The organism is Psychrobacillus sp. FSL W7-1493 (genome assembly GCF_038004905.1).
Taxonomy (GTDB): domain Bacteria; phylum Bacillota; class Bacilli; order Bacillales_A; family Planococcaceae; genus Psychrobacillus.
This window is the reverse complement of record NZ_JBBOSB010000001.1, coordinates 386,308-406,320: the sequence shown is the minus strand read 5'-3', so window position 1 is coordinate 406,320 and position 20,013 is coordinate 386,308. Positions and strand designations below refer to the sequence as shown.

Sequence of the window (20,013 nt, the reverse complement as noted above, 5' to 3'; positions counted from 1 at the left end):
CAGAGTGTTGATATAAACTCTAATGCTCTATAGTCCTCCTGTGTATAATCTTTTTTCTAGTCGTATCATATCCACACACGGAATTCCGTTTTCCACAATTTCTTCCGAATAATGTATAGTGAAGAAATCTCTATCCACAGATACGATTCGGAAACCACACTTTTGATAGAGCGCCAGCTGGTTTAAACTAGAGTTTCCCGTTCCCACCTCTATTATTTTATATCCAAGCTCCATGGATTTTTCAATTGCATGAAGTACCAATTCTTTTCCTAGTCCTCTTCCTTGATATTGCTCATGCACAGCTATATTTTTGAGCTCTATAGTGTCGTCATCCAAGGGTAGCAATACATAAACTCCAATTGTTTCGTCGCTATCTTTCGCTATATAACATTGCCCTCTATCCAAATAGGCTTCCACCAATTCCTCTGAAGGATCAGCTAAAAGCAACAAATCCATTGGATAATTGCTATCTATTTTATGTATATTCATTTACTTTTCGCCCCTCTTTATTTTTATCCTAACAAAAGCCATCCCTCTCTAAAAGCAAGGATGACTTTCGCTCACGACTCAGGTATCAATAACTCTAAAATATCCTCAGACACATAGGTCTGCTTGTTGTGCAAAACAGGAGCCTCTTGGAATTCCCTTATACTTTTATTATATCCATACTTCAGCTCACCACGTGTTATGGTAAAAGAACCGTTACCAAGCTTTAAGTACATACTATTTCGTTTTGGATGAGATATGACCTCATACCCTAAGTATTGAGCCACTTGGCGTAAAGGAATCATTTTAACCCCATTGTGGATAAAATGGTTATCTTCTATTAGATGATTGAGCTCCTTTACAGCAGGTTCAACATAGTCTATTGCAATAATTTTAGAAGGAGTTATAAGCTTCTGTTCTCCCTTAGGAGCGCTATAGAATACGATTAACTCCTTACCCTTTAAATCCTTTTGTTTAATTTTCTTACCCTTTTCGTCCATTAATTTGGTTTGATTGGTAATTTGAAGATGAAGCTCTCTGTCTAAGCTTACAAAATCCTCATTGAATTTTGACACCTTTACTAAGCTACCCTTTTTTCCATGAGCAACAATTATATCTGGCGTGATTCTTGGTGGATAGATTAAAATCATTGGTTTATTTTTATCATAATAAGCATCCACTTTAGTTCCCTTTTGAAACGAGTCAATCGATACTTCTTTGGTTGAAGCATCGTTAAGCGCTATAACGTCTTTATTCAATACAAACATAGATACCAATGTCTCATCATCGTCTGACTCTACAGTCAAGGTCACTTCTTTATTATCTTTAGTAACTTCCTTAACGGTTCCTGTAAACTTGATAAAGTTGCTGGCATTCTGCTCTTCATCATCCAAGACCACTACTTTGGATGGTATTGCTTGTGCAGGAATACTTCTAGTTGTGGACTTGTAAAATACAATTAGCTCATGACCTGCAAAATTCTTTTGTATAATACTCTCTCCATGCTCATTAACCACAAGCGTGTCCTTAGTAATGTTAAGCTTCAGCTGATTGTCTTCACTTGTTAACTCATCATTAAAGATACCCACTTTAGCAAAGCCTACATTTTTGGAATCATGCGCAATTATTAGCTCAGGAGTGATTTGGGCAGGATAAATCATAATCCTAGGCTGTGTTTTGTCATAATAGGCTTCTATTCGTTGTCCTTTAACAAAATCCTTTTGTTTAATTTCCTTCGTGGTACCGCTGTTAAATAAAAGTGTCTCATCTGAAATAGTAAAAATAGTGACAATTGGTTCTTTTTCCTCTGTTTCTACCGTAAGTATGACATTGTCCGCTTTATGAGTGATTTCTTTAACCACTCCGGTAAACCTCTCTAATTTAGAATTCATGGAATTCTCCCCCTCCTTTGCTAATACAAATGTAGGTGCGAGAAGAAGACAAATGGCTATAAAGCTTAAATAAAGATAGCGTAATTTTTTCATTTTTTACCGTCCCCTTTGTTGTTATCAATGTATTAGACGGAAGGCTATACTAAACGTTTCACAATTTTTTGAAACGTTTAATGTAATTGCACGTATAAAGTATTATGTAAAAATACTTAGGAATGGAGCATATGTATGGCATTAGTAATCAATGAAGTAACCAAGCGTTACCATAATTTCACTGCAGTAGACCATCTTTCCTTTACCATTGAAAAAGGTGAAATCTTTGGCTTAATCGGCCAAAATGGCGCAGGTAAAACAACGACTTTTCGTATGATACTAGATTTACAGGAAACTACAGAAGGAACCATTACATGGGATGGTACGAATATCAACAATATTAACCGAGACCTTCTTGGCTATTTACCCGAGGAAAGAGGGATTTTTCCTGCAATGAAAGTAGAGGATCAGCTTTACTTCTTTGGTGAGCTTCGTGGTAAATCCCGAAAGGATCTAAAAAAAGAAGTCGATTATTGGATTGACCGTTTTGAATTAGAGGATAAAAGAAAAGCAAAAGCCGAAACTTTATCAAAGGGTAATCAGCAAAAGGTTCAATTAATCGCAAGCTTCATACACCAGCCTGCTTTTCTCATTCTAGATGAACCTTTCAGTGGCTTGGATCCAGTAAACAAAGACTTGTTAAAGGGAGCTATTTTAGAGCTAAAAGACAAAGGCACGACCATTTTATTTTCTAGTCATCAAATGGAAAATGTAGAAGAGCTTTGTGACCATCTATGCCTATTAAAAAGAGGCGTCTCTTTGTTTGCTGGTAGCTTACTAGACTTGAAGAAGCAGTACGGGAAGACAAGACTAACCATTCGAACAGATATACCTAAGGATAAGCTCGAAAGTATGGAAGGCGTCAAGCATGTCCATGTTGGCAAAGACCAGTATGTACTTACACTAGCAGACGAAAAATATGCTCAAGCGATTTTCGACTCCATTTTTGATGGTAAATATATCGAAAAATTTAGCCTGGATTACTTGTCATTAGATGAAATCTTCAAGGATAAGGTAGGTGGCAAGAATGTCTAAATTCTGGTTGCTTGTAAAACAGCTATATACTGAAAAGATAAAGGCAAAGTCATTTATTGTCATGCTTGCTATCTATGTCGGTGTAATTTCTATCGTATTGTTTTGGTCGGATATAAAGGCCGCTTTCTTTGAAAGTGAAGCATTGGAAATTGCTGTGATAAATGAAACAGATGCCGATATTGATGCTTTATTCCAATCGAATAGTGATTTAGCCTTCTCCTTTCCTACAGAATCTAATAATGAAGTAGAAAAGGAAGTAATTGATGGAGACTATGCGGCTGCTATTTTTATAAAAGATGAAGGGAATTCTCTAAGCGCTGAGATTGCTACGTATGAACCACTCACATTTAATGATCAGCTTAGCTTATCTTCAACCCTTCAATATGCCGGGAAATTGTATGAGGTACAACAGTTAGATTTATCAGCTGAGGAAGCTGATAAAATCCTGCAATCTGAGACAGTCATCACTATGAAAAATTTAGATGAAGCCTCGGTTGGTGGTAAGAGTGAGGATGAGAAAGCCATTGGAATCGTCGCTTCTATGCTTGTCGGCTCTTTAATTTATGGATTTCTAATTTCCTTTTTATCTATGATTACCACAGACGTAGCTTCTGAAAAAGGCTCTCGTGTTTTAGAAGTACTACTTGCAAGCGTTAAACCATCTACTCATTTAATCGCTAAATTGACTGGGACATTTCTCTTGGCGATCACTCAAATTGCAGCTTTGATCATAGTTTTAGCAGTCATCTTCATGACAGTTGATGGTGGCTCCAAAATGGATAGCCTACAACCTATGATTGAGGAACTTTCCTACTCTTACATTGGGTATGCTTTTGCCTTTTTAATACTGACAATAATATTAAATCTAATCATTGGCGCATTATTAGGCTCACTAGTATCTAAAGTGGAGGAAGCGGGCCAGGCAGTTATGCCAATGACTATCATTGGAATCATCGGTTTCTATGTGTTAATCTTTGGAGCACAAAGTCCTGACACTATGCTAGTGAAGGTATTTTCTTATATTCCATTTACATCCGGGATGGTAATGCCCCTACGTATTGGTGCAACAGACATTGGGACATTCGAGCCAATGTTAGCTTTAGCCATACTCGTTATTACTTCTATTATCGCATTCGTCATTAGTCTATCCTTCTATAAACGAAGTGTTCTCACATATAGTTCAGGTGGGTTAATCCAGAAGATTAAAACGATGTTGAAGGTAACAACCTAATATTAAATGAAAGTATCGCGAACCTCACATGTTCGCGGTACTTTTTACTATTTGGAGTGTTTTTCTCTCGTCACTTTTACAGTACTTTTTTGCATATACTATGGGGGTGAAAGAAGGGATGCGAATAATATGTGTGGAATAACGGGATGGGTTGATTTTAAAAGAGATTTACGAGGGCATTCCCCTATTGTCGAGAAAATGGCAGAGTGTTTAAAAAAGCGAGGACCTGATGACCATAATGTATGGAGCTCAGCCCATGCTGCCTTTGGTCACCGAAGATTAACAGTGGTTGACCCTATTGGAGGCAAGCAGCCAATGAGCAAAAGCTATCAATCTAGGAACTATACACTTTGCTATAATGGGGAGCTTTATAATACAGAGGACCTCCGAAAAGAATTACTAAGTCGTGGCCATTCATTCTCCGGGCATTCCGATACGGAAGTATTGTTAACCTCTTATATTGAATGGAAGGAAAAGTGCATTGATTACTTTAATGGAATTTTCGCGTTTGCGATTTGGGATGAAGAGGAACAAAAAGTGTTTATGGCCAGAGACCGCTTAGGGGTAAAGCCTTTGTTTTTTACAGAAAAAAATGAAGGTCTGCTATTTGGCTCCGAATTAAAGGCATTACTTGCGCATCCAGACGTTCCTACTGAGATTGACCGGGAAGGATTATCTGAAATTATTGGTCTTGGTCCATCACGTACTCCAGGCTTCGGTGTGTATAAAGGTATAAGAGAGCTTCGGCCAGCACATGCCTTAATCTTTTCAAAAAATGGACTTCGTGTATGGAGATATTGGAACGTGGAAAGTAAGGAGCATACCGACACTTTAGAAGAAACAGTTGAGAACGTAAGATACTTAGTAACAGATGCCATAGAAAGGCAGCTCGTATCTGATGTACCTTTATGTACATTCCTTTCTGGAGGAATAGATTCCAGCGCCATTTCTGCCATTGCTGCGAATGCCTATAAAAGAGATGGCAAGTCTCCCCTCCATACTTACTCCATTGATTATGAAAACAACAACGTACACTTCAAGGGAAATGAATTTCAGCCGAGCGAGGATTTTCCTTTCATCCAAAAGGTCTCCAGCACTCTTAATACTACCCACCACTTTTCTGTTATTACACAGGATGATTTAGCCCAATTCTTAACGGAGGCAGTCCATGTTCGCGATTTACCTGGAATGGCAGATATCGATTCCTCTCTTTTATGGTTTTGTAAGGAGATCAAAAAAGATTTCACCGTTGGATTGTCTGGAGAATGTGCGGATGAAATTTTTGGAGGCTATCCTTGGTTCCATAAGATAGGGAATGCAGAAACAGGCTTTCCTTGGATTCGCTCCAAGCATGAAAGACACTCATTGCTAAATGATAGCTGGCAGAAGAAATTGAACATCGATGACTATGTCCAAAATGCTTATGATGTCAGTGCAGCTGAAACGCCTCAGCTATTTGGAGAATCCTCCTTAGAAGCTGAGCGAAGAGAGCTTTTTTATATGAATATGATTTGGTTTATGACCACTCTGCTAGACCGTAAAGACCGAATGAGCATGGGAGCAAGTTTAGAGGTTCGCGTTCCCTTTGCTGACCACCGGCTTGTAGAGTACGCGTGGAATATTCCCTGGGATTTTAAAATGGTTGGAAATCAAGAAAAAGGTATACTTCGCAAGGCGTTAGAGGGAATTCTTCCTCACGAGGTACTATATCGTAAAAAGAGTCCTTATCCAAAAACACATAACCCTATTTACGCGGCAAAGATACAGCTTATGATGAAGGAACAGTTATTAGATAAGAATTCTATCTTACATGAATTATTTACACCAAGTAGCCTTCACTCTTTAATCGAATCAAATGGAGAGGCTTTTAAAACTCCTTGGTATGGTCAATTGATGACGGGTCCTCAGCTGTTAGCATATTTGGCTCAAATGCATATTTGGTTTAAGGATTATAATGTTCAGCTCGTTGACTGATAGATTGATAGAGGGGTGGACGTTAACAATCGCGTCCACCCTTATTATTTATTTTTTTATAATAGAGATTGATTAATAATACGAAAAAAATGAGCTGGAAAAAGTATCTCCAGTGTCATTTTACTTTGAAGTTGTTTTTACCTAACGCACGCATTAATTGAACAAGGACAATTTTTAAGTAGCAATATTTTTAGAAAATAAAATGCGGTCTTGTCCCACACCAGCGTAATCAGTTTTTAAGGATACGGAAAAACCCATTGATTTATGAAAAGAGACAGAACTCGTGTTTACTGGTGTAGTAATGCAACGGACAGTGTTACAACCTAAACTTCGAACCTTAGCAAAAAACAATTCATATAACTCTCTTGCTAAACCGTTCTTCCTGAATTCTGGGTTAACACCTACAAAATGTATGTATGCTTCATTTATATTTGTTTGCGACACAAATCCAATTAGAAATGCAGATAATACTTCATTATCTTCAACTATGAAACTAGTCGACTGAAAATGCTCGAAAAACAGGCGAGGCAACAAATGTGTCATCTCTCGACCACCCCACCATTCATTCAAAACATTAATTACTTTATAATAATCTTCTTCCGAAACGTTTTGTATTTGCATTAATACAACTCCTATTTATAAATATTTAAGTTATAACTAAATGCACTGTTAGTTTAATTGTAACATTTCAAAAAAAATACTAAAAACACCATTACCTTTAACATAGCCTATTTTTTTGTTCCAATGTACAGCAGGTGAGATGATACCCCTAGCATATAAGGGTCGCTGGCTTTTTCAATTAGCAAGTTTATTAATTTATCGTATTCCTGCTCCCCTTTTTCCTTCCAGTAGTCCCAACTTACCTTGTTCAATGTTGCAGCTACATTTGAGCCAATCAATTCCAGACTTTGAAATCCGTTCGATTCCATAAAAGGCTGTATGTCATCGATATTATAATAATAGGCTCCAGTAAAACGTCCAGTCTCCTGATGATCAAAGCAGCCAGTTTGATTGAATTGAAGGATGTCGTCCATCTGGTCATGTGGTTTCCAGTTCTCTGGGTGTGTCAAAGAGGTTAATAAGTGTTTAACTCTCGGCATAAAGGCAACAAAAACAATTCCTCCCTTTTTAGTCACTCTATGTAATTCTTTTATCGCTTCTACCCGATCAATGTCTTCCTGTAAATGATACATAGGACCAAGCATAAGAGACGCATCAAATTGCTCGTCTTGGATTTTAGATAAGTCTCTTGCATCAGCCACTAGGAAATCGGTGAAATGACTTTTTAGATTAAACTCTTCTGCTTTTTCTTTCGCTATTTCTACTAGTTTGGGAGTGAGATCCGTTAACGTAACGTTGTAGCCCTCCATTGCTAGCCTAATGGAATACTTCCCAGGGCCAGCTCCGTTATCAAGGACTTTTCCAATAGGAGGCATATACTTCATGATATAGTGCCAATTCACCTGAAATTCAATTGGCTCTCTTTCTAGTCTTCCCCATTCGTCAAATTGGTTGTAATAGCTAATAATATTACTCATAAAACACCCGCTTTCTTAAATATATTTATTTGTACCTAACTCATGTAAGGAATTGATTTCTACAATATTTGATAAAAAAGGACAGAGCAAGATTGTCTCTGTCCTTTCCGTTGTTTAGAAAATTATAGAATTCTGCACCTGTGGATAGATTGATGTCTAGCTCCACCGCCTTGCCCCTCGGGGTCAAATGGTTAAAAGCTCCGGTGGCTGAGGTACTGCCTCCTCGCCTTTCCCCATTTGCCTGTCGGGGCAGACATAGGCGCTTGCGCTTTTCTCGATGTCTAGCTCCACCGCCTTGCCCCTCGGGGTCAAATGGTTAAAAGCTCCGGTGGCTGAGGTACTGCCTCCTCGCCTTTCCCCATTTGCCTGTCGGGGCAGACATAGGCGCTTGCGCTTTTCTCGATGTCTAGCTCCACCGCCTTGCCCCTCGGGGTCAAATGGTTAAAAGCTCCGGTGGCTGAGGTACTGCCTCCTCGCCTTTCCCCATTTGCCTGTCGGGGCAGGGATAGGCGCCTGCGCTTTTCTTGTTTAATTGCTTGTAAGTGTTCTAAAGTACTGATCCACAAAAGGGATAAGATAGTCTAATAGCTCTTCACTTGGGTTCATCTTTGCATGATGAAGACCAAAAGGAGAATCGACACCCGCCCAGAATAACATGCCTGGTATGTCTTTTAAAAAATATCCAAAATCTTCACCTGTCATCGCTGCGTCACAATGAATGGCGTTGGTTGCTTGATGCTGATCAGCAAAAGCAAGAAAATCATTGGTAATGTCATGATCGTTATACACCTGATAATAGGATGATCCATAATCAATTTTTACCTCACACTCAAACGCGATTTCAGTAGCATGGCAAAAAGCCTCTATCTTTTCTTTTATTAATGCCATCGTAGTAGCATCCATCGTTCGAATCGTTCCTTCTAAACGAGCATGACCTGAAATAATGTTTTGTACGGTGCCTGATGTAAATTTACCAATCGTTAATACTGCAGGTTTCATTGGGTTAACTGTACGGCTAACGATGGACTGCAACTGCAACAATAGGGTTGCTGCAGCTATCGACATATCCTTTGCTTGATGTGGAAATGCAGCATGCCCTTCCTTCCCTATTAAATCAATGTAAAGCTCCGACGTATTCGCAAATAGGAGGCCAGGACGGGTAGCTATCGTCCCAACTGGATACTCCGGTGCTACGTGATAAGCAAATATCTTGTCAGGTACTAGCTCAGGATGTTCTTCCCTTAACCAGTTAAGCATCGGAAGAGCACCACCTGGGCTTTCCTCTGCTGGCTGAAACAAGAACACCATATTGTCGTTTATTGGTGTACCTACTATTTTTTCTAGTAACCCAAGTGCAACAGTCATATGCATATCATGACCACATGCATGCATTTTCCCTAGATGCTCAGAAGAAAAGTTAACCTCTGTAGCTTCCGTGATTGGCAGACCATCAATATCAGTTCTCCAACCAATCGTTTGAGTTGGTTGAAGCCCTTCTACTTTCACGACAATTCCTGTTTTCCAAGTAATAGTCGTTAACCGATCCTGCCGAAGGGACCCGATCTGCTCTAAAAGGTATGCTTGCGTTTTCACTTCTTCAAAGCCAAGCTCCGGTATACGATGCAAATCGCGACGAATATCAAGTAAGGCCTTCATATGTCACCTTCTTAAATTTGACGTAGTTCTTGCATGATTTCTGTTTTAGATTTTGTTTGTGCATCGATATCCTTAATCACCTTTGCAGGGGTACCAGCAACAACTGTATAAGGAGGCACGTCTTTCGTAACAACTGCTCCAGCTGCAACAACCGCACCTTTTCCAACACGGCATCCCTCTAGGACTACGGCATTCGCACCGATTAATACGTCGTCTTCAATAATTACCGGAGTTGCAGAAGGTGGCTCGATAACACCTGCAAGCACTGCTCCAGCTCCGATATGACAATTGTCTCCAACCGTCGCACGGCCACCAAGGATTGCTCCCATGTCGATCATTGTTCCTTTACCTATAACGGCTCCGATATTAATCACTGCACCAAGCATGATAATCGCATTATCCCCAATGCTTACTTGATCACGGATAACTGCGCCTGGTTCGATTCTCGCATTAATCCCTTTTAAATCTAATAGTGGAATAGCAGAATTTCTGCTCTCATTTTCTACTACTACATCTTCGATTTGATCCTTATGCTGTTCTAAAGCAGGTTGAATTTCCGACCATTCTCCAAATAGAATAAGAGAATTTCCTTGTCCAAAAACTTTTGTATTATCCCCAAAAGAAAGTTGGTCAATACCATTTCCCTTTATGTATACCTTCACTTGTGTGGATTTCTTTGCGTGTTGAATGTAAGAAATAATCTCATGTGCATCTAACTGTTTCATGTTCTCATTACCTCCTCAAATATGTGCTTATTGTACAGTAATTTTTATTAAAAATCACGAATTTAAATACATTTTGAAATAATTAATTAACTCCATCTATTAATACAAACCAACACACCTACTCAGAATTATTACAGATATATTGCAGGTGCCAGGCACCTGCAATATATCTGTAATAAAATCTTAAATATCTGAAAATACTGATATTTAGTTGTAAAATTTTAGATTAAAAGTATAATATTAATAATCATCTACTTAAAATGACAATTATATTATTGTTTTTAAATTTGAAAACGCTGTCATTTAGATGATAATAATCCTTTGGGGGGAGAGAAAATGAAGAAGAAAAGTTTTAGCATTATTTTGTTCGTCACAGTTTTAGCACTTTTTATGGCTGGATGTAGTGGGGGTAAGCCAAATATTGCAATTGGCCCACCTGCTAGTGAAACTAACTCTGTTTCCAAGCTAATTTTAGATGCATATGGAATTACAGACGATGATTACAAGGCTTATCAGGAAGGATTCGGAGATGCTGCTGATGGTGTACAGGATGGCAACATTGATATTTCTATAGGTATACTTGGTCTCCCTGCTGCTAGTATTGAGAGCTTGCAGAATTCTGCAGGAGATGTAGTAATGATGAGTTTATCTGATGATGCGATTTCCTATATCGAAGAGAATAGTGGCTATAGACGTCACACTATACCTAAGGACACGTATGACTTTTTGGATTCCGATGTAGAAACGGTTACAGCGTACGCCATTTTAATGGGAAGCACGGACACGATTGATGAAGAACTTGGGTATGAGCTAACTAAGATCATGATTGAAAATGCCAGTGAAAATACACATGCTCAGGCAAAGCAAATGATTTTAGAAAATGCTCTAAACGGAGCTGAAGGACTTCCAATTCATCCTGGGGCTAAACGTTACTATGAAGAACAGGGTCTTACTGTAGACAATCCGGTCGCAGAGCTGACTGCTGACAAAAGCAATCGAAAAAATGATTTTATTCTAGGTACCGGAAGCCAAGGCGGCACTTATTATCCACTAGGCGGAGAGATGGCGAGCATTTGGAACAAGCATATAGAAGGATTTAACTTAACTAATACAGAAACTGGAGCGTCTGTAGAAAATCTATCCAGTATTCGAGACGGCAACATGGATTTAGGAATGTCTGTACATGTGCCAGCATTACAAGCAGTAAATGGTGAGGCTGCATTTGAAGGACATGAGGTTCCAAACGCCGCTTTTATTGGTCATATTTATCCAGAGGTTATTCAAATTGTTACACGTGAAAGCTCAGATATTAAAAGCTTAGACGATGTAAAATAAAATCGATGTATAAATAAATCTAGTTAAAGATGAGGTGAGGCAATGAAAGATCAGCAACCTGTAAATGCACAAGAAATATTGGAAAAATACGATAAAGAAAATCAGTTCCGAACAAATATTGGAAAGTGGGCATGGGTCGTTACCTTTTTAGGTGTAGCCTTAACCGTATTCCATCTATATACTGCCTACTTTGGAACTCTGCCCACCCAAAAACAAGGGGCTGTCCATGTAGGAACTGCTCTCGGAGTTATCTTTCTTTTGTATCCATTCAAAAGGAGCTTAATTAAAACTCAAAGGAATATCCCCTGGTATGACATTGTACTTGCCTTTACTGCGATGTATGTGACCTACCATAAAATATTCTTTTTTGATTCAATTTTACAGAGCAGAATTTCCGGATATAGCATACCTGATGTAATTATTTCCATCCTTGGGATTCTTCTCGTCCTGGAAGCGACCAGAAGAACGGTTGGCTTACCAATCGTGATAGTGGCTTTAGTAGCCATACTTTATGCTATCTTCGGAAATTTTGTCCCTACTCAAATCCTTTCACATCCTGGATTTTCGATTGAGCGAACCGCTACTGCACTTTGGTACAAAGAAAGTGGAATCTTTGGCACCCCAGTTCAAATTTCAGCAAAGTTTATATTCCTCTTCCTATTCTTTGGCGTAATGCTCGTACAAACAAACGTAGGGAAATTCTTCAATGATTTAGCCTTTTCCTTAACAGGAAGATATACAGGTGGTACAGCAAAAACCGCAGTTGTAGCTAGTGCACTGCAAGGAACTATATCAGGAAGCTCCGTTGGTAATACGGTGGCAACTGGATCCTTCACCATCCCTATGATGAAAAAAGCAGGATTTAAGCCGGAATTTGCTGGAGCAACTGAAGCTGCTGCATCTACCGGCGGACAAATTATGCCTCCTATGATGGGTGCAGCCGCGTTCATTATGATGGAGATATTAGGGGTATCATATGGAACTATTATGATGGCCGCAATTATCCCAGCCATTCTCTATTTTACCGGTATTTTTATAGGGACACATTTTGAAGCAAAAAAACTAAAGATACATGGATTGCCTAAGTCCCAATTACCTTCTTTTACAAAGACGATGAAACGGAATTGGTATATGCTTTTACCACTTTTCGTAATTACAGGAACCATTATTTACGGATTTACTCCGCAGCGTGCTGCACTATTTGGAATAGTCGCTGCCTTTCTAGTGAGCTTAATACGCAAAGAAACAAGAATGTCCCTTAAAAAGACTATAAATGTTTTAGAGCAAGGTACAAGAGTTGCTCTTCCAGTTATAGCCGCGGTTGCTACAGCTGGTATTATAGCTGGAATAGTAAGTATGACAGGCCTTGGCTCCAAATTTGCTGCTGGAGTGATAGCCCTATCCAACGGATATCTAATTCTTGCTCTCATATTTACTATGATTGCTTGTATTGTATTAGGAATGGGTTTACCTACTACAGCAAACTATGTAGTTACTGCTACTATTGCTGCTCCAGTATTAATAAATGAATTTGGAGTAGCTCCAATTGCTGCACATATGTTTGTATTCTATTTTGGAATAGTCGCAGACATCACTCCTCCTGTCTGTCTAGCAGCTTATGCAGGGGCAGGCATTGCCGGCGCAAATCCATTTAAAACGGGTATGAACGCAGTCAAATTAGCCATTGCGGCCTTTATCGTTCCATTTATCTTTATCTATAATCCAATTTTAGTGATGGTAGATGTGGAACCAATCAGCATGATACTATCCTTAGCTGGTGCTTTAATTGGGATGGTTGCGGTAAGTAGCTCTATGATTGGCTATTTCATTAGATATTCAAGGTTTTGGGAGCGATCTGTCTTATTTGTAGCCGGGTTAATGCTTATTGTTCCTGAGGTTTTAAGTAGTGCGATTGGACTCGTGCTTATCATAGGAATTTGGTTCATACAAAAAAGAAGAACAGACGATGAGCTTGAAATGGAAAGTCCAAGGTCTAGTCAAGCACTGTATTAATTAAGCCTTTAATTTTCAGAAGAATATGTTATATTATTAGTAACTAATATCGAAGGGACGATGGGTGGACTATGATTTTATAATCTTATTTCTCGCTTAATATTACTGCTTTACGCAGAAAAATATTTTTAGCTAAAACGGAAATAGGATTAGTCTGCCCATTTTTCAAATCAGGTCAATGAAATTACTGCAAACATGTTGTAGTTATTTTTTGTCGTACATTTAAATGGCAGCAGAATCCTTCCGTCTAGAAACGGAGGGATTTTTTTAGTCTCTCCGGCAGGGAGGAAATGTTATGACAATACAAGGAAGAATAGTAAATCTAAGCATTACACATGGTCATAAAGAAATTATTAAAAATATAAAAACGGATATACCTTTAGGTGCTGTAATAGGTATTGTAGGGAGAAATGGTGAAGGTAAATCTTCGCTTTTGTCCGTCCTTTCAGGCGAAGCTCCCCCCTCTTCTGGACAAATCGAATGGATAGGAGCTCCTCCGACCATTAGCTACTGCAAGCAAGAGGACGAGAATTTCTATTCAACTGAAGTGGAGAAGGATGAATGGACTTATATGAGCAAGTGGTCTGTACCCCGTACCCTTTCTTATAATAGTTTAAGTGGTGGAGAAAAGATGAAAAAAAGACTAGCTAAAGTTTTTGCAGAAAGGTCTCACTTACTATTACTTGATGAGCCTACTAATCATTTAGACCAAAGCAGTCTATCTTTTTTAAAGGAGCAAATAGCTACCTATCCCGGAACCATTATTTTAGTCTCTCATGACCGTTATTTTTTAGATCAAGTATCCAATTATATATGGGAAATTGAATATCAAAATCTAACTCCTTACAAAGGAAATTATTCTACCTACCGAAAAAGAAAAGAAGAATTACTCCTTACTCAACAGAGAGAATACAACGCGCAACAATCGAAAGTACAACTTGTAGAAAAACAAATTGCAGAGTTAAGAAAATGGACTAATAAGGCTCACGCTGAGTCTACAAAGAAGGATGGCTACAAAGAATATTTCCGAATGAAGGCGAAGAAAAAGGATGTTCAAATCCGTTCTAAACAAAAACGATTAGAACTAGAGCTTTCTAAGCATCGGGTAGACCGTCCAGTAGAGGAAAAGGAAGTCAATTTCTCTATTGACGGGAATAAGAAAAAGGGAAAACGCATTCTAGAAGCCAAAAATTTAAGCAAATCCTTTAATGCCAAAACTCTTTTCCAAAATACCTCTTTTACTATTCAATCAAATGAACGCGTTGGTATTATAGGAGCTAATGGAAGTGGTAAAACAACCTTCTTTCGGATGCTTATAGGAGAGGAACCCTTTGATGGTGAGCTTTGGAAAACGGATTCGATGAATATCGGCTATTTACGACAAACTGTATTCGACCTTCCGAATGAGCAGACCCCCTCTAACTTTTTTGCAACTACAGATTTCGAAACACGAGGAATTATTCAAACTTTGATGACCAACTTGGGATTTTCAAAGGACCATTGGCTACGTCCCATTTCTACTATGAGTATGGGTGAAAGGGTAAAACTCAAGTTAATGGAGTTCATGTTAGATCAAAAAGATGTACTTATTTTAGATGAACCTACGAATCATCTCGATTTACCCTCTCGAGAACAGCTAGAAAAAACTCTTTCCACTTATCCGGGTACTATTTTACTTGTAACTCATGATCGTTATTTTTTAGAAAAGTTAACCAACAAGCTACTTATATTTGAAAATAAGAAAGTCCAGAAAGTCGAGATGACTTACAATGAGTGGCTCCATAGAGAAGAGGAAAATGAAGTCGAAAAAATTCTCCTGACTTTAGAAACAGAGCGTCTCGCCATTTTAGGCCAATTAAGCTACCTTCTACCTAAGGATTCCAAGTTTGCCGAGTTAGATGAGCAATTTAATTTACTGACCCAAAAGATTAATAAGTTAAAAACCAAATAACACAAAAGAGGATGTGACGTAACACTCCTCAAAATAAAATGTATGTTTTCTGTTACGACAGAAGCTTTCCGAGGGCACGGCTTCAATCTCCTCGTCGCCGTCTCCCTACCAAACAATAAGAGAGATCATTTAAAAAGAAATAAGGGCGTGAAATCAAGTTGTGGTTGATTTCACGTCTTTTAATTTATTGACTAGTTATTTCTCAGACACTTTTCAAAAAATATGTCGATTTCCCGGGAAATAGGTCATTGAGGTCTAAATTAATTTACATTAACTGAAAATCAACATATAATAATAGAAATCCAATCAGAAAAGTAGGTTTTAAGATGAAGACAATTCCAAAACCCCTTGTTATGGTCAATCAGTGGTCAATAGTAACCTCCGTAGTCATAGCGCTTCTTATTCAATCAGCATGGATTTTACTTATACCATTAATAGCTAATCTATCAAGTTTATTAATTGGATTCCACCCTATCTTATTTATAGCTAAAAGGTTTTTAAAGAAGCCTGGTAGTGAATACATCCAAGAGGATTATGATCAGCTAAGATTTAATCAATGGCTTGCAGTTGGCTTTTTAGTTGTAGCTAGCATTAGCTTTTTCCTAAAGTGGAGCATTTTATTTAATATTGCAACAGTCATGGTTGGCTTAGCAGCATTTGTAGCTATATTAGGGTTTTGTATAGGTTGCTTCTTTCGTTTCCAGTATCAGCAATGGAAATATCGGAGAAATAACTCTGCTACCCATTAAAAAAAAAGAGAAGAACGTCACAGTTCTACTCTTTTTTTATTTGACATTAACGATTATCCAAAGCACAAAGAGTTTCTTCACTCTTCACAATTCATGTTTCTTCCAGTACTTCTAGCTGTTTCACTAATGATGTAGCTTAGTTTCAAACGCTTAAACCATCTCTCCGAATCATTCATTTCTCCTGTTATTCCATTTACCTCTTCGTGATACTCAAGTCCATTCACTTCCAAGTAGCCTAATTGGAATCCTGCTATTCTGTATGCAATCATGGCCCATTCTGCATCCGTCATTTTGGCATTCGAATAATGATTGATATAATTAGCGCATTCTCTTTTAAAGGCGCAGGATCCTGCTGTAATATCAAAGCTTTGCCCTACCTCCAACGAAAATATTTTATTGGTCACTCTTTCAGTCTCGATCCATTCCAATGGATGAGTGAGCATGGCCTGTTGTGTTCTGCCTATAACTAAATAGTCATAATTAGATATTTTATTTACTACTCTCTTTAATTCATTTGGATAACTATGTATCCATGTCAGTATCCGATCTAAATCACAATAATGGTAATGCTCACTATGACTCTGAAGTGAAAATTTTAGAGCTTGCCTTCTAGCATCAGCTGCTCCCTTTTTAGGAATTACACGATATTTAACTGCAGTGTTTTGTATTACTTCTAACAATTTCTTAGAAGTTTCATCACTTATGGTTAAATATACATCTCCATATATATTAGAAAGTGCCTGATGGTAAGTTTTAAGTAGGTCTAAACTTTTCCCATCTGGATCATGAGTTACGGTGACAAGAACTGGTTTATCCACGATTGGTTTTCCCTTTCTTTCCAAGGCCATACGTTATAGCAATAGCTATGAAGAGAACAAGGAGTACCCCTCCAATGAAAGAAACGGATATTGTATTCCAATTGTTCTTCTTACTTCCCGCATACTCTCCGTCACTATTTGCTTTCACGTATATCCCTACTTCTGATTCAACAGCAATAGCTTCCTCTGGATTTACTTCCACTATTTCATAATACTTAGTCCCTTTAGGAAATGTATTAGAAAAATTACCTGAATACGTTCCTTCTCTATCGGAGTATTTAGTGACGTGTCCAATCTCCTTGCCTATTTTCTCTACGTTTTCTTCTGTAATTATATACACGTCACCATCCCAAACTACAAACTGATATGCCCAGCTTGCCATAGCTGGGCTTAGGATGACGAAGCTGCCTAACAGCAGGATTAATGCACAAATATAGGATGTCCTCATTCTCTTTTCTCTCCCTTTTACCAATTAGACGCTCCATAGTTCCAACAGTTTCTTTAAAAAAATTAATAGGATTCTTCTTGCCTTGATAAACGCTTAGCCCATGTGTCACTTATTTCCATTCTGCTAAATGATTTGTCTTTGGGGTTCATATACTTTGTAGAAAGTCCATATCAAAAAAAATCCTCACTCCAGTTTCCTGAAGTGAAGATTTTCTCTGTATATCATTAAGCTAATTCTACATTGTGATAGACTTGCTGAACGTCCTCTAAGTCTTCGATAGCATCAATCATTTTTTCAAATTGTGCTTGTGCATCTGCATCCAATGCAATGTCGTTTTGTGCAAGCATTGTAAGCTCAGAAATTGTAAATTCCTCAACTCCTGCTGCTCTTAAAGCTTCTTGCACCACGTGGAATTGATCTGGCTCAGCGTATACGATGACCGCGTCTTCTTCTTCCAAGATGTCACGAGCATCCACATCAGCCTCCATTAAGATTTCTAATACCTCATCAGCTGTTTTTCCTTCTAACCCAATAACTGCTGTTGCATCAAACATGTAAGATACGGAACCACTAACTCCCATGTTGCCGCCATTTTTACCAAATGCAGCACGCACATCAGAAGCAGTACGATTTACGTTATTTGTTAATGCATCTACGATAACCATTGATCCACCTGGACCAAATCCTTCATAGCGAAGCTCGTCATAGCTTTCCTCAGATCCACCTTTTGCTTTTTCAATTGCTTTATCAATAATATGTTTTGGCACACTGTAAGTTTTCGCACGCTCTAATACAACCTTTAACGCTTGATTGGAGACGGGATCAGGTTCACCTTGTCTTGCTGCAACGTATATTTCACGACCAAATTTGGCATAAATACGACTAGTATTCGCATCCTTGGAAGCTTTCTTTTCCTTGATATTATTCCATTTACGACCCATAAAGTCCCACTCTCTTTCTCCTATTGTTTTCGTACTCTAGAATTCTACTGTGTTATTATACATTAGATTCCTTACAAGTAGCAAAAATTAATACATTAACTTCCATTCACTCCACACTCAGATACCTTTATATCCAGGAGAATATCTTAGTTAGACCTAACTATTAACAATAACAATTCCATAAGAAAAAAAGAGTCTTTCCATTCTTAGGACAAGACTCTTTCAGCCAATTATTTTATTAACCTTCTGCTAAAACGTTCCGAACAGAGTCTCTTAGTTTAGCTGTAACAGTTTGCATGCTTTCTAGATTACGTACGAGTGGCTCATCTTGATAAAACTCTGCAAATTGTTGCCCTTCATACCTTGGTATAACATGCATATGATAATGGGTCAATTCACTAAAGACTCCTCCATTTTGACAGATTGTAATCCCATCTGGGGCATATAATCTTTTGATAGCCTTAGAGATTAGCCTAGATGCATCCATGATAGAATAGGCTACCTCAACATCTAGGTCATCCACATCCTCATAATGCCTTTTCGGAAGTATCAGCACATGCCCATTATTAAAGGGTTCATGGTCTAAAAAGCAGGTAATATGATCATTCTCAAATATAACAAATATCTCTTGTTTTTTATTCGCTAACATACAGCCTAAGCAATCGGTCATTTAGTTTCCTCCCTACAGCATTTTTTCTAGCACAATTTTATGCTTACCTTTATTACTTATAAATGTTTCTTTAATATCAAACCCAAACTTTATATTTAAAATCAGCATTTCTCTTTTTTCATTTCTTGAGATGGTACGTGCTTTTGTGTACCCCATTGACTTAACAAGTTCATGCTGTCTACGCATCAGCTCTTTCGCTATTCCTTTTCCACGATAATCCTTGTGAACACCGCCAAGCCAGCTATAAAAGGTGCGATTTCCGTAGTCGTAGCCAATTTTAAATCCTACTACACGGTCTCCATCTTTTGCTACAAACAGGATTAAATTGTTTTTTTCTTTTAACTTCTCTGTTGCCAAGTCCGAGCCATCAAATACATGCTTATGTAGCTCCAAAACACCAGAAAGCGTCTGTTTGTCCGGTACCCCATGAAAATATTCATACTCCACCTTTACTCCCCCTCCTGCTCCAGTTGCTCTTTATAATCGAGTTTAACTTTGCCTAAAAGTGCTTCACAGCCCTCTAAAACCAAATCATAGGTTTCCTGAAAATCACCAGTGAAATAAGGATCAGGTACATCTTTCTTGTGCTCAGTCAAATCTAAAAAACGAATAATTTTGGGATGGTCAGGTTGACCAAGCATGTGTCGTATATCTTTAATATTATTTTCATCCATACCAACAATATAGTTAAATTCTTCAAAATCTTCTTTTTGTAGCTGACGTCCGGACATACCCTCTGTGGAAATGTCATATTCTTTCAGCTTAGCTATTGTCCCTTGATGTGGTGGGGCTCCAATATGCCAGCCACTTGTAGCAGCTGAATCTACTTGTATACTCGCTTCTAATTTTTCCTTTGCTACTAGATGCTTAAATACTGCCTCCGCCATGGGAGAACGACAAATATTACCGAGACAGACAAATAAAATATGAATCATCTTTTAACATCCCTTCTTAGTCTA

The 20,013-nt window shown here is 38.3% G+C and carries 19 protein-coding genes; 7 read left to right on the top strand and 12 right to left on the bottom strand.

Annotated features, from left to right (window positions below; translation table 11 throughout):
• Positions 1 to 27 precede the first annotated feature (27 nt).
• Together MKX96_RS02075 and MKX96_RS02070 are read right to left on the bottom strand one after the other, a co-directional pair.
• Positions 28 to 489, bottom strand: coding sequence for a GNAT family N-acetyltransferase (locus MKX96_RS02075; RefSeq protein ID WP_340881615.1), 462 nt, complete (start codon positions 487 to 489; stop codon positions 28 to 30).
• 71 nt (positions 490 to 560) lie between these two features.
• Positions 561 to 1,877 (bottom strand): stalk domain-containing protein, encoded by a 1,317-nt coding sequence (locus tag MKX96_RS02070; RefSeq protein WP_340881613.1) that lies wholly within the window; start codon positions 1,875 to 1,877, stop codon positions 561 to 563.
• 228 nt (positions 1,878 to 2,105) lie between these two features.
• On the opposite strand from MKX96_RS02070, the gene MKX96_RS02065 reads away from it, so the two are divergent.
• From MKX96_RS02065 to asnB, 3 genes are all read left to right on the top strand, one after another.
• A complete protein-coding gene (locus tag MKX96_RS02065; RefSeq protein ID WP_340881612.1) occupies positions 2,106 to 3,005 on the top strand; it encodes an ABC transporter ATP-binding protein in 900 nt (299 codons plus the stop codon).
• Entirely contained in the window at positions 2,998 to 4,236 is a 1,239-nt protein-coding gene (locus tag MKX96_RS02060) for an ABC transporter permease (RefSeq protein WP_340881611.1), read from the top strand. The genes MKX96_RS02065 and MKX96_RS02060 overlap by 8 nt, the downstream gene beginning before the upstream one ends.
• A gap of 129 nt (positions 4,237 to 4,365) precedes the next feature.
• Entirely contained in the window at positions 4,366 to 6,210 is a 1,845-nt protein-coding gene (gene asnB / locus MKX96_RS02055; RefSeq protein ID WP_340881610.1) for an asparagine synthase (glutamine-hydrolyzing), read from the top strand.
• 174 nt (positions 6,211 to 6,384) lie between these two features.
• Here the strand turns inward: asnB and MKX96_RS02050 are convergent, their stop codons facing one another.
• From MKX96_RS02050 to dapD, 4 genes are all read right to left on the bottom strand, one after another.
• Positions 6,385 to 6,831, bottom strand: a complete 447-nt coding sequence (locus tag MKX96_RS02050; RefSeq protein ID WP_340881608.1) for a GNAT family N-acetyltransferase — start codon at positions 6,829 to 6,831, stop codon at positions 6,385 to 6,387.
• Between the two features lie 107 nt (positions 6,832 to 6,938).
• On the bottom strand, positions 6,939 to 7,748 hold the full coding sequence (locus tag MKX96_RS02045; protein ID WP_340881607.1) for a class I SAM-dependent methyltransferase: 810 nt from the start codon (positions 7,746 to 7,748) through the stop codon (positions 6,939 to 6,941).
• Positions 7,749 to 8,276: 528 nt separating this feature from the next.
• A complete protein-coding gene (locus MKX96_RS02040; protein WP_340881606.1) occupies positions 8,277 to 9,404 on the bottom strand; it encodes an N-acetyldiaminopimelate deacetylase in 1,128 nt (375 codons plus the stop codon).
• Positions 9,405 to 9,415: 11 nt separating this feature from the next.
• Positions 9,416 to 10,129, bottom strand: coding sequence for a 2,3,4,5-tetrahydropyridine-2,6-dicarboxylate N-acetyltransferase (gene dapD, locus MKX96_RS02035; protein ID WP_340881605.1), 714 nt, complete (start codon positions 10,127 to 10,129; stop codon positions 9,416 to 9,418).
• Positions 10,130 to 10,465: 336 nt separating this feature from the next.
• On the opposite strand from dapD, the gene MKX96_RS02030 reads away from it, so the two are divergent.
• The 4 genes from MKX96_RS02030 to MKX96_RS02015 all read left to right on the top strand — a co-directional run bounded on the left by MKX96_RS02030 (position 10,466) and on the right by MKX96_RS02015 (position 16,177).
• Positions 10,466 to 11,464 carry a TAXI family TRAP transporter solute-binding subunit gene (locus MKX96_RS02030; RefSeq protein WP_340881603.1) on the top strand — a complete coding sequence of 333 codons (999 nt, stop codon included), beginning with the start codon at positions 10,466 to 10,468 and terminating at the stop codon, positions 11,462 to 11,464.
• 42 nt (positions 11,465 to 11,506) lie between these two features.
• Positions 11,507 to 13,477: a TRAP transporter permease gene (locus tag MKX96_RS02025; protein ID WP_340881602.1), complete on the top strand. Its 1,971-nt coding sequence runs from the start codon at positions 11,507 to 11,509 to the stop codon at positions 13,475 to 13,477.
• A gap of 295 nt (positions 13,478 to 13,772) precedes the next feature.
• Positions 13,773 to 15,428, top strand: a complete 1,656-nt coding sequence (gene abc-f, locus MKX96_RS02020; RefSeq protein WP_340881600.1) for a ribosomal protection-like ABC-F family protein — start codon at positions 13,773 to 13,775, stop codon at positions 15,426 to 15,428.
• Positions 15,429 to 15,754: 326 nt separating this feature from the next.
• Positions 15,755 to 16,177, top strand: coding sequence for a DUF4395 domain-containing protein (locus MKX96_RS02015; protein WP_340881599.1), 423 nt, complete (start codon positions 15,755 to 15,757; stop codon positions 16,175 to 16,177).
• Between the two features lie 77 nt (positions 16,178 to 16,254).
• Here MKX96_RS02015 and MKX96_RS02010 read toward each other — a convergent pair whose 3' ends face one another.
• The 6 genes from MKX96_RS02010 to MKX96_RS01985 form a co-directional block, all read right to left on the bottom strand.
• Positions 16,255 to 16,995 carry a hypothetical protein gene (locus MKX96_RS02010; RefSeq protein ID WP_340881598.1) on the bottom strand — a complete coding sequence of 247 codons (741 nt, stop codon included), beginning with the start codon at positions 16,993 to 16,995 and terminating at the stop codon, positions 16,255 to 16,257.
• A complete protein-coding gene (locus MKX96_RS02005) occupies positions 16,988 to 17,443 on the bottom strand; it encodes a hypothetical protein (protein ID WP_340881597.1) in 456 nt (151 codons plus the stop codon). Before MKX96_RS02005 ends, MKX96_RS02010 begins: the two co-directional genes overlap by 8 nt.
• Before the next feature lie 224 nt (positions 17,444 to 17,667).
• The gene (locus MKX96_RS02000; protein WP_340881596.1) at positions 17,668 to 18,384 is read right to left on the bottom strand and encodes a YebC/PmpR family DNA-binding transcriptional regulator; all 717 of its coding nucleotides are present in this window, start codon (positions 18,382 to 18,384) and stop codon (positions 17,668 to 17,670) included.
• 238 nt (positions 18,385 to 18,622) lie between these two features.
• A complete protein-coding gene (locus tag MKX96_RS01995) occupies positions 18,623 to 19,054 on the bottom strand; it encodes an HIT family protein (RefSeq protein WP_340881594.1) in 432 nt (143 codons plus the stop codon).
• Between the two features lie 12 nt (positions 19,055 to 19,066).
• A complete protein-coding gene (locus MKX96_RS01990; RefSeq protein ID WP_340881593.1) occupies positions 19,067 to 19,501 on the bottom strand; it encodes a GNAT family N-acetyltransferase in 435 nt (144 codons plus the stop codon).
• A gap of 2 nt (positions 19,502 to 19,503) precedes the next feature.
• A complete protein-coding gene (locus MKX96_RS01985; protein WP_340881592.1) occupies positions 19,504 to 19,989 on the bottom strand; it encodes a low molecular weight protein-tyrosine-phosphatase in 486 nt (161 codons plus the stop codon).
• Positions 19,990 to 20,013 lie beyond the last annotated feature (24 nt).

Bases quoted from the DNA above. Each gene is read 5' to 3' on its own strand.
- asnB (WP_340881610.1), top strand. From the start codon at position 4,366: ATGTGTGGAATAACGGGATGGGTTGATTTTAAAAGAGATTTACGAGGG.
- MKX96_RS02005 (WP_340881597.1), bottom strand. From the start codon at position 17,443: ATGAGGACATCCTATATTTGTGCATTAATCCTGCTGTTAGGCAGCTTC.
- MKX96_RS02000 (WP_340881596.1), bottom strand. From the start codon at position 18,384: ATGGGTCGTAAATGGAATAATATCAAGGAAAAGAAAGCTTCCAAGGAT.
- MKX96_RS02050 (WP_340881608.1), bottom strand. From the start codon at position 6,831: ATGCAAATACAAAACGTTTCGGAAGAAGATTATTATAAAGTAATTAAT.
- MKX96_RS02070 (WP_340881613.1), bottom strand. From the start codon at position 1,877: ATGAATTCTAAATTAGAGAGGTTTACCGGAGTGGTTAAAGAAATCACT.
- abc-f (WP_340881600.1), top strand. From the start codon at position 13,773: ATGACAATACAAGGAAGAATAGTAAATCTAAGCATTACACATGGTCAT.
- MKX96_RS02040 (WP_340881606.1), bottom strand. From the start codon at position 9,404: ATGAAGGCCTTACTTGATATTCGTCGCGATTTGCATCGTATACCGGAG.
- MKX96_RS02030 (WP_340881603.1), top strand. From the start codon at position 10,466: ATGAAGAAGAAAAGTTTTAGCATTATTTTGTTCGTCACAGTTTTAGCA.
- MKX96_RS01995 (WP_340881594.1), bottom strand. From the start codon at position 19,054: ATGACCGATTGCTTAGGCTGTATGTTAGCGAATAAAAAACAAGAGATA.
- MKX96_RS02075 (WP_340881615.1), bottom strand. From the start codon at position 489: ATGAATATACATAAAATAGATAGCAATTATCCAATGGATTTGTTGCTT.
- MKX96_RS02045 (WP_340881607.1), bottom strand. From the start codon at position 7,748: ATGAGTAATATTATTAGCTATTACAACCAATTTGACGAATGGGGAAGA.
- dapD (WP_340881605.1), bottom strand. From the start codon at position 10,129: ATGAAACAGTTAGATGCACATGAGATTATTTCTTACATTCAACACGCA.
- MKX96_RS02060 (WP_340881611.1), top strand. From the start codon at position 2,998: ATGTCTAAATTCTGGTTGCTTGTAAAACAGCTATATACTGAAAAGATA.
- MKX96_RS02025 (WP_340881602.1), top strand. From the start codon at position 11,507: ATGAAAGATCAGCAACCTGTAAATGCACAAGAAATATTGGAAAAATAC.
- MKX96_RS02065 (WP_340881612.1), top strand. From the start codon at position 2,106: ATGGCATTAGTAATCAATGAAGTAACCAAGCGTTACCATAATTTCACT.
- MKX96_RS01985 (WP_340881592.1), bottom strand. From the start codon at position 19,989: ATGATTCATATTTTATTTGTCTGTCTCGGTAATATTTGTCGTTCTCCC.
- MKX96_RS02015 (WP_340881599.1), top strand. From the start codon at position 15,755: ATGAAGACAATTCCAAAACCCCTTGTTATGGTCAATCAGTGGTCAATA.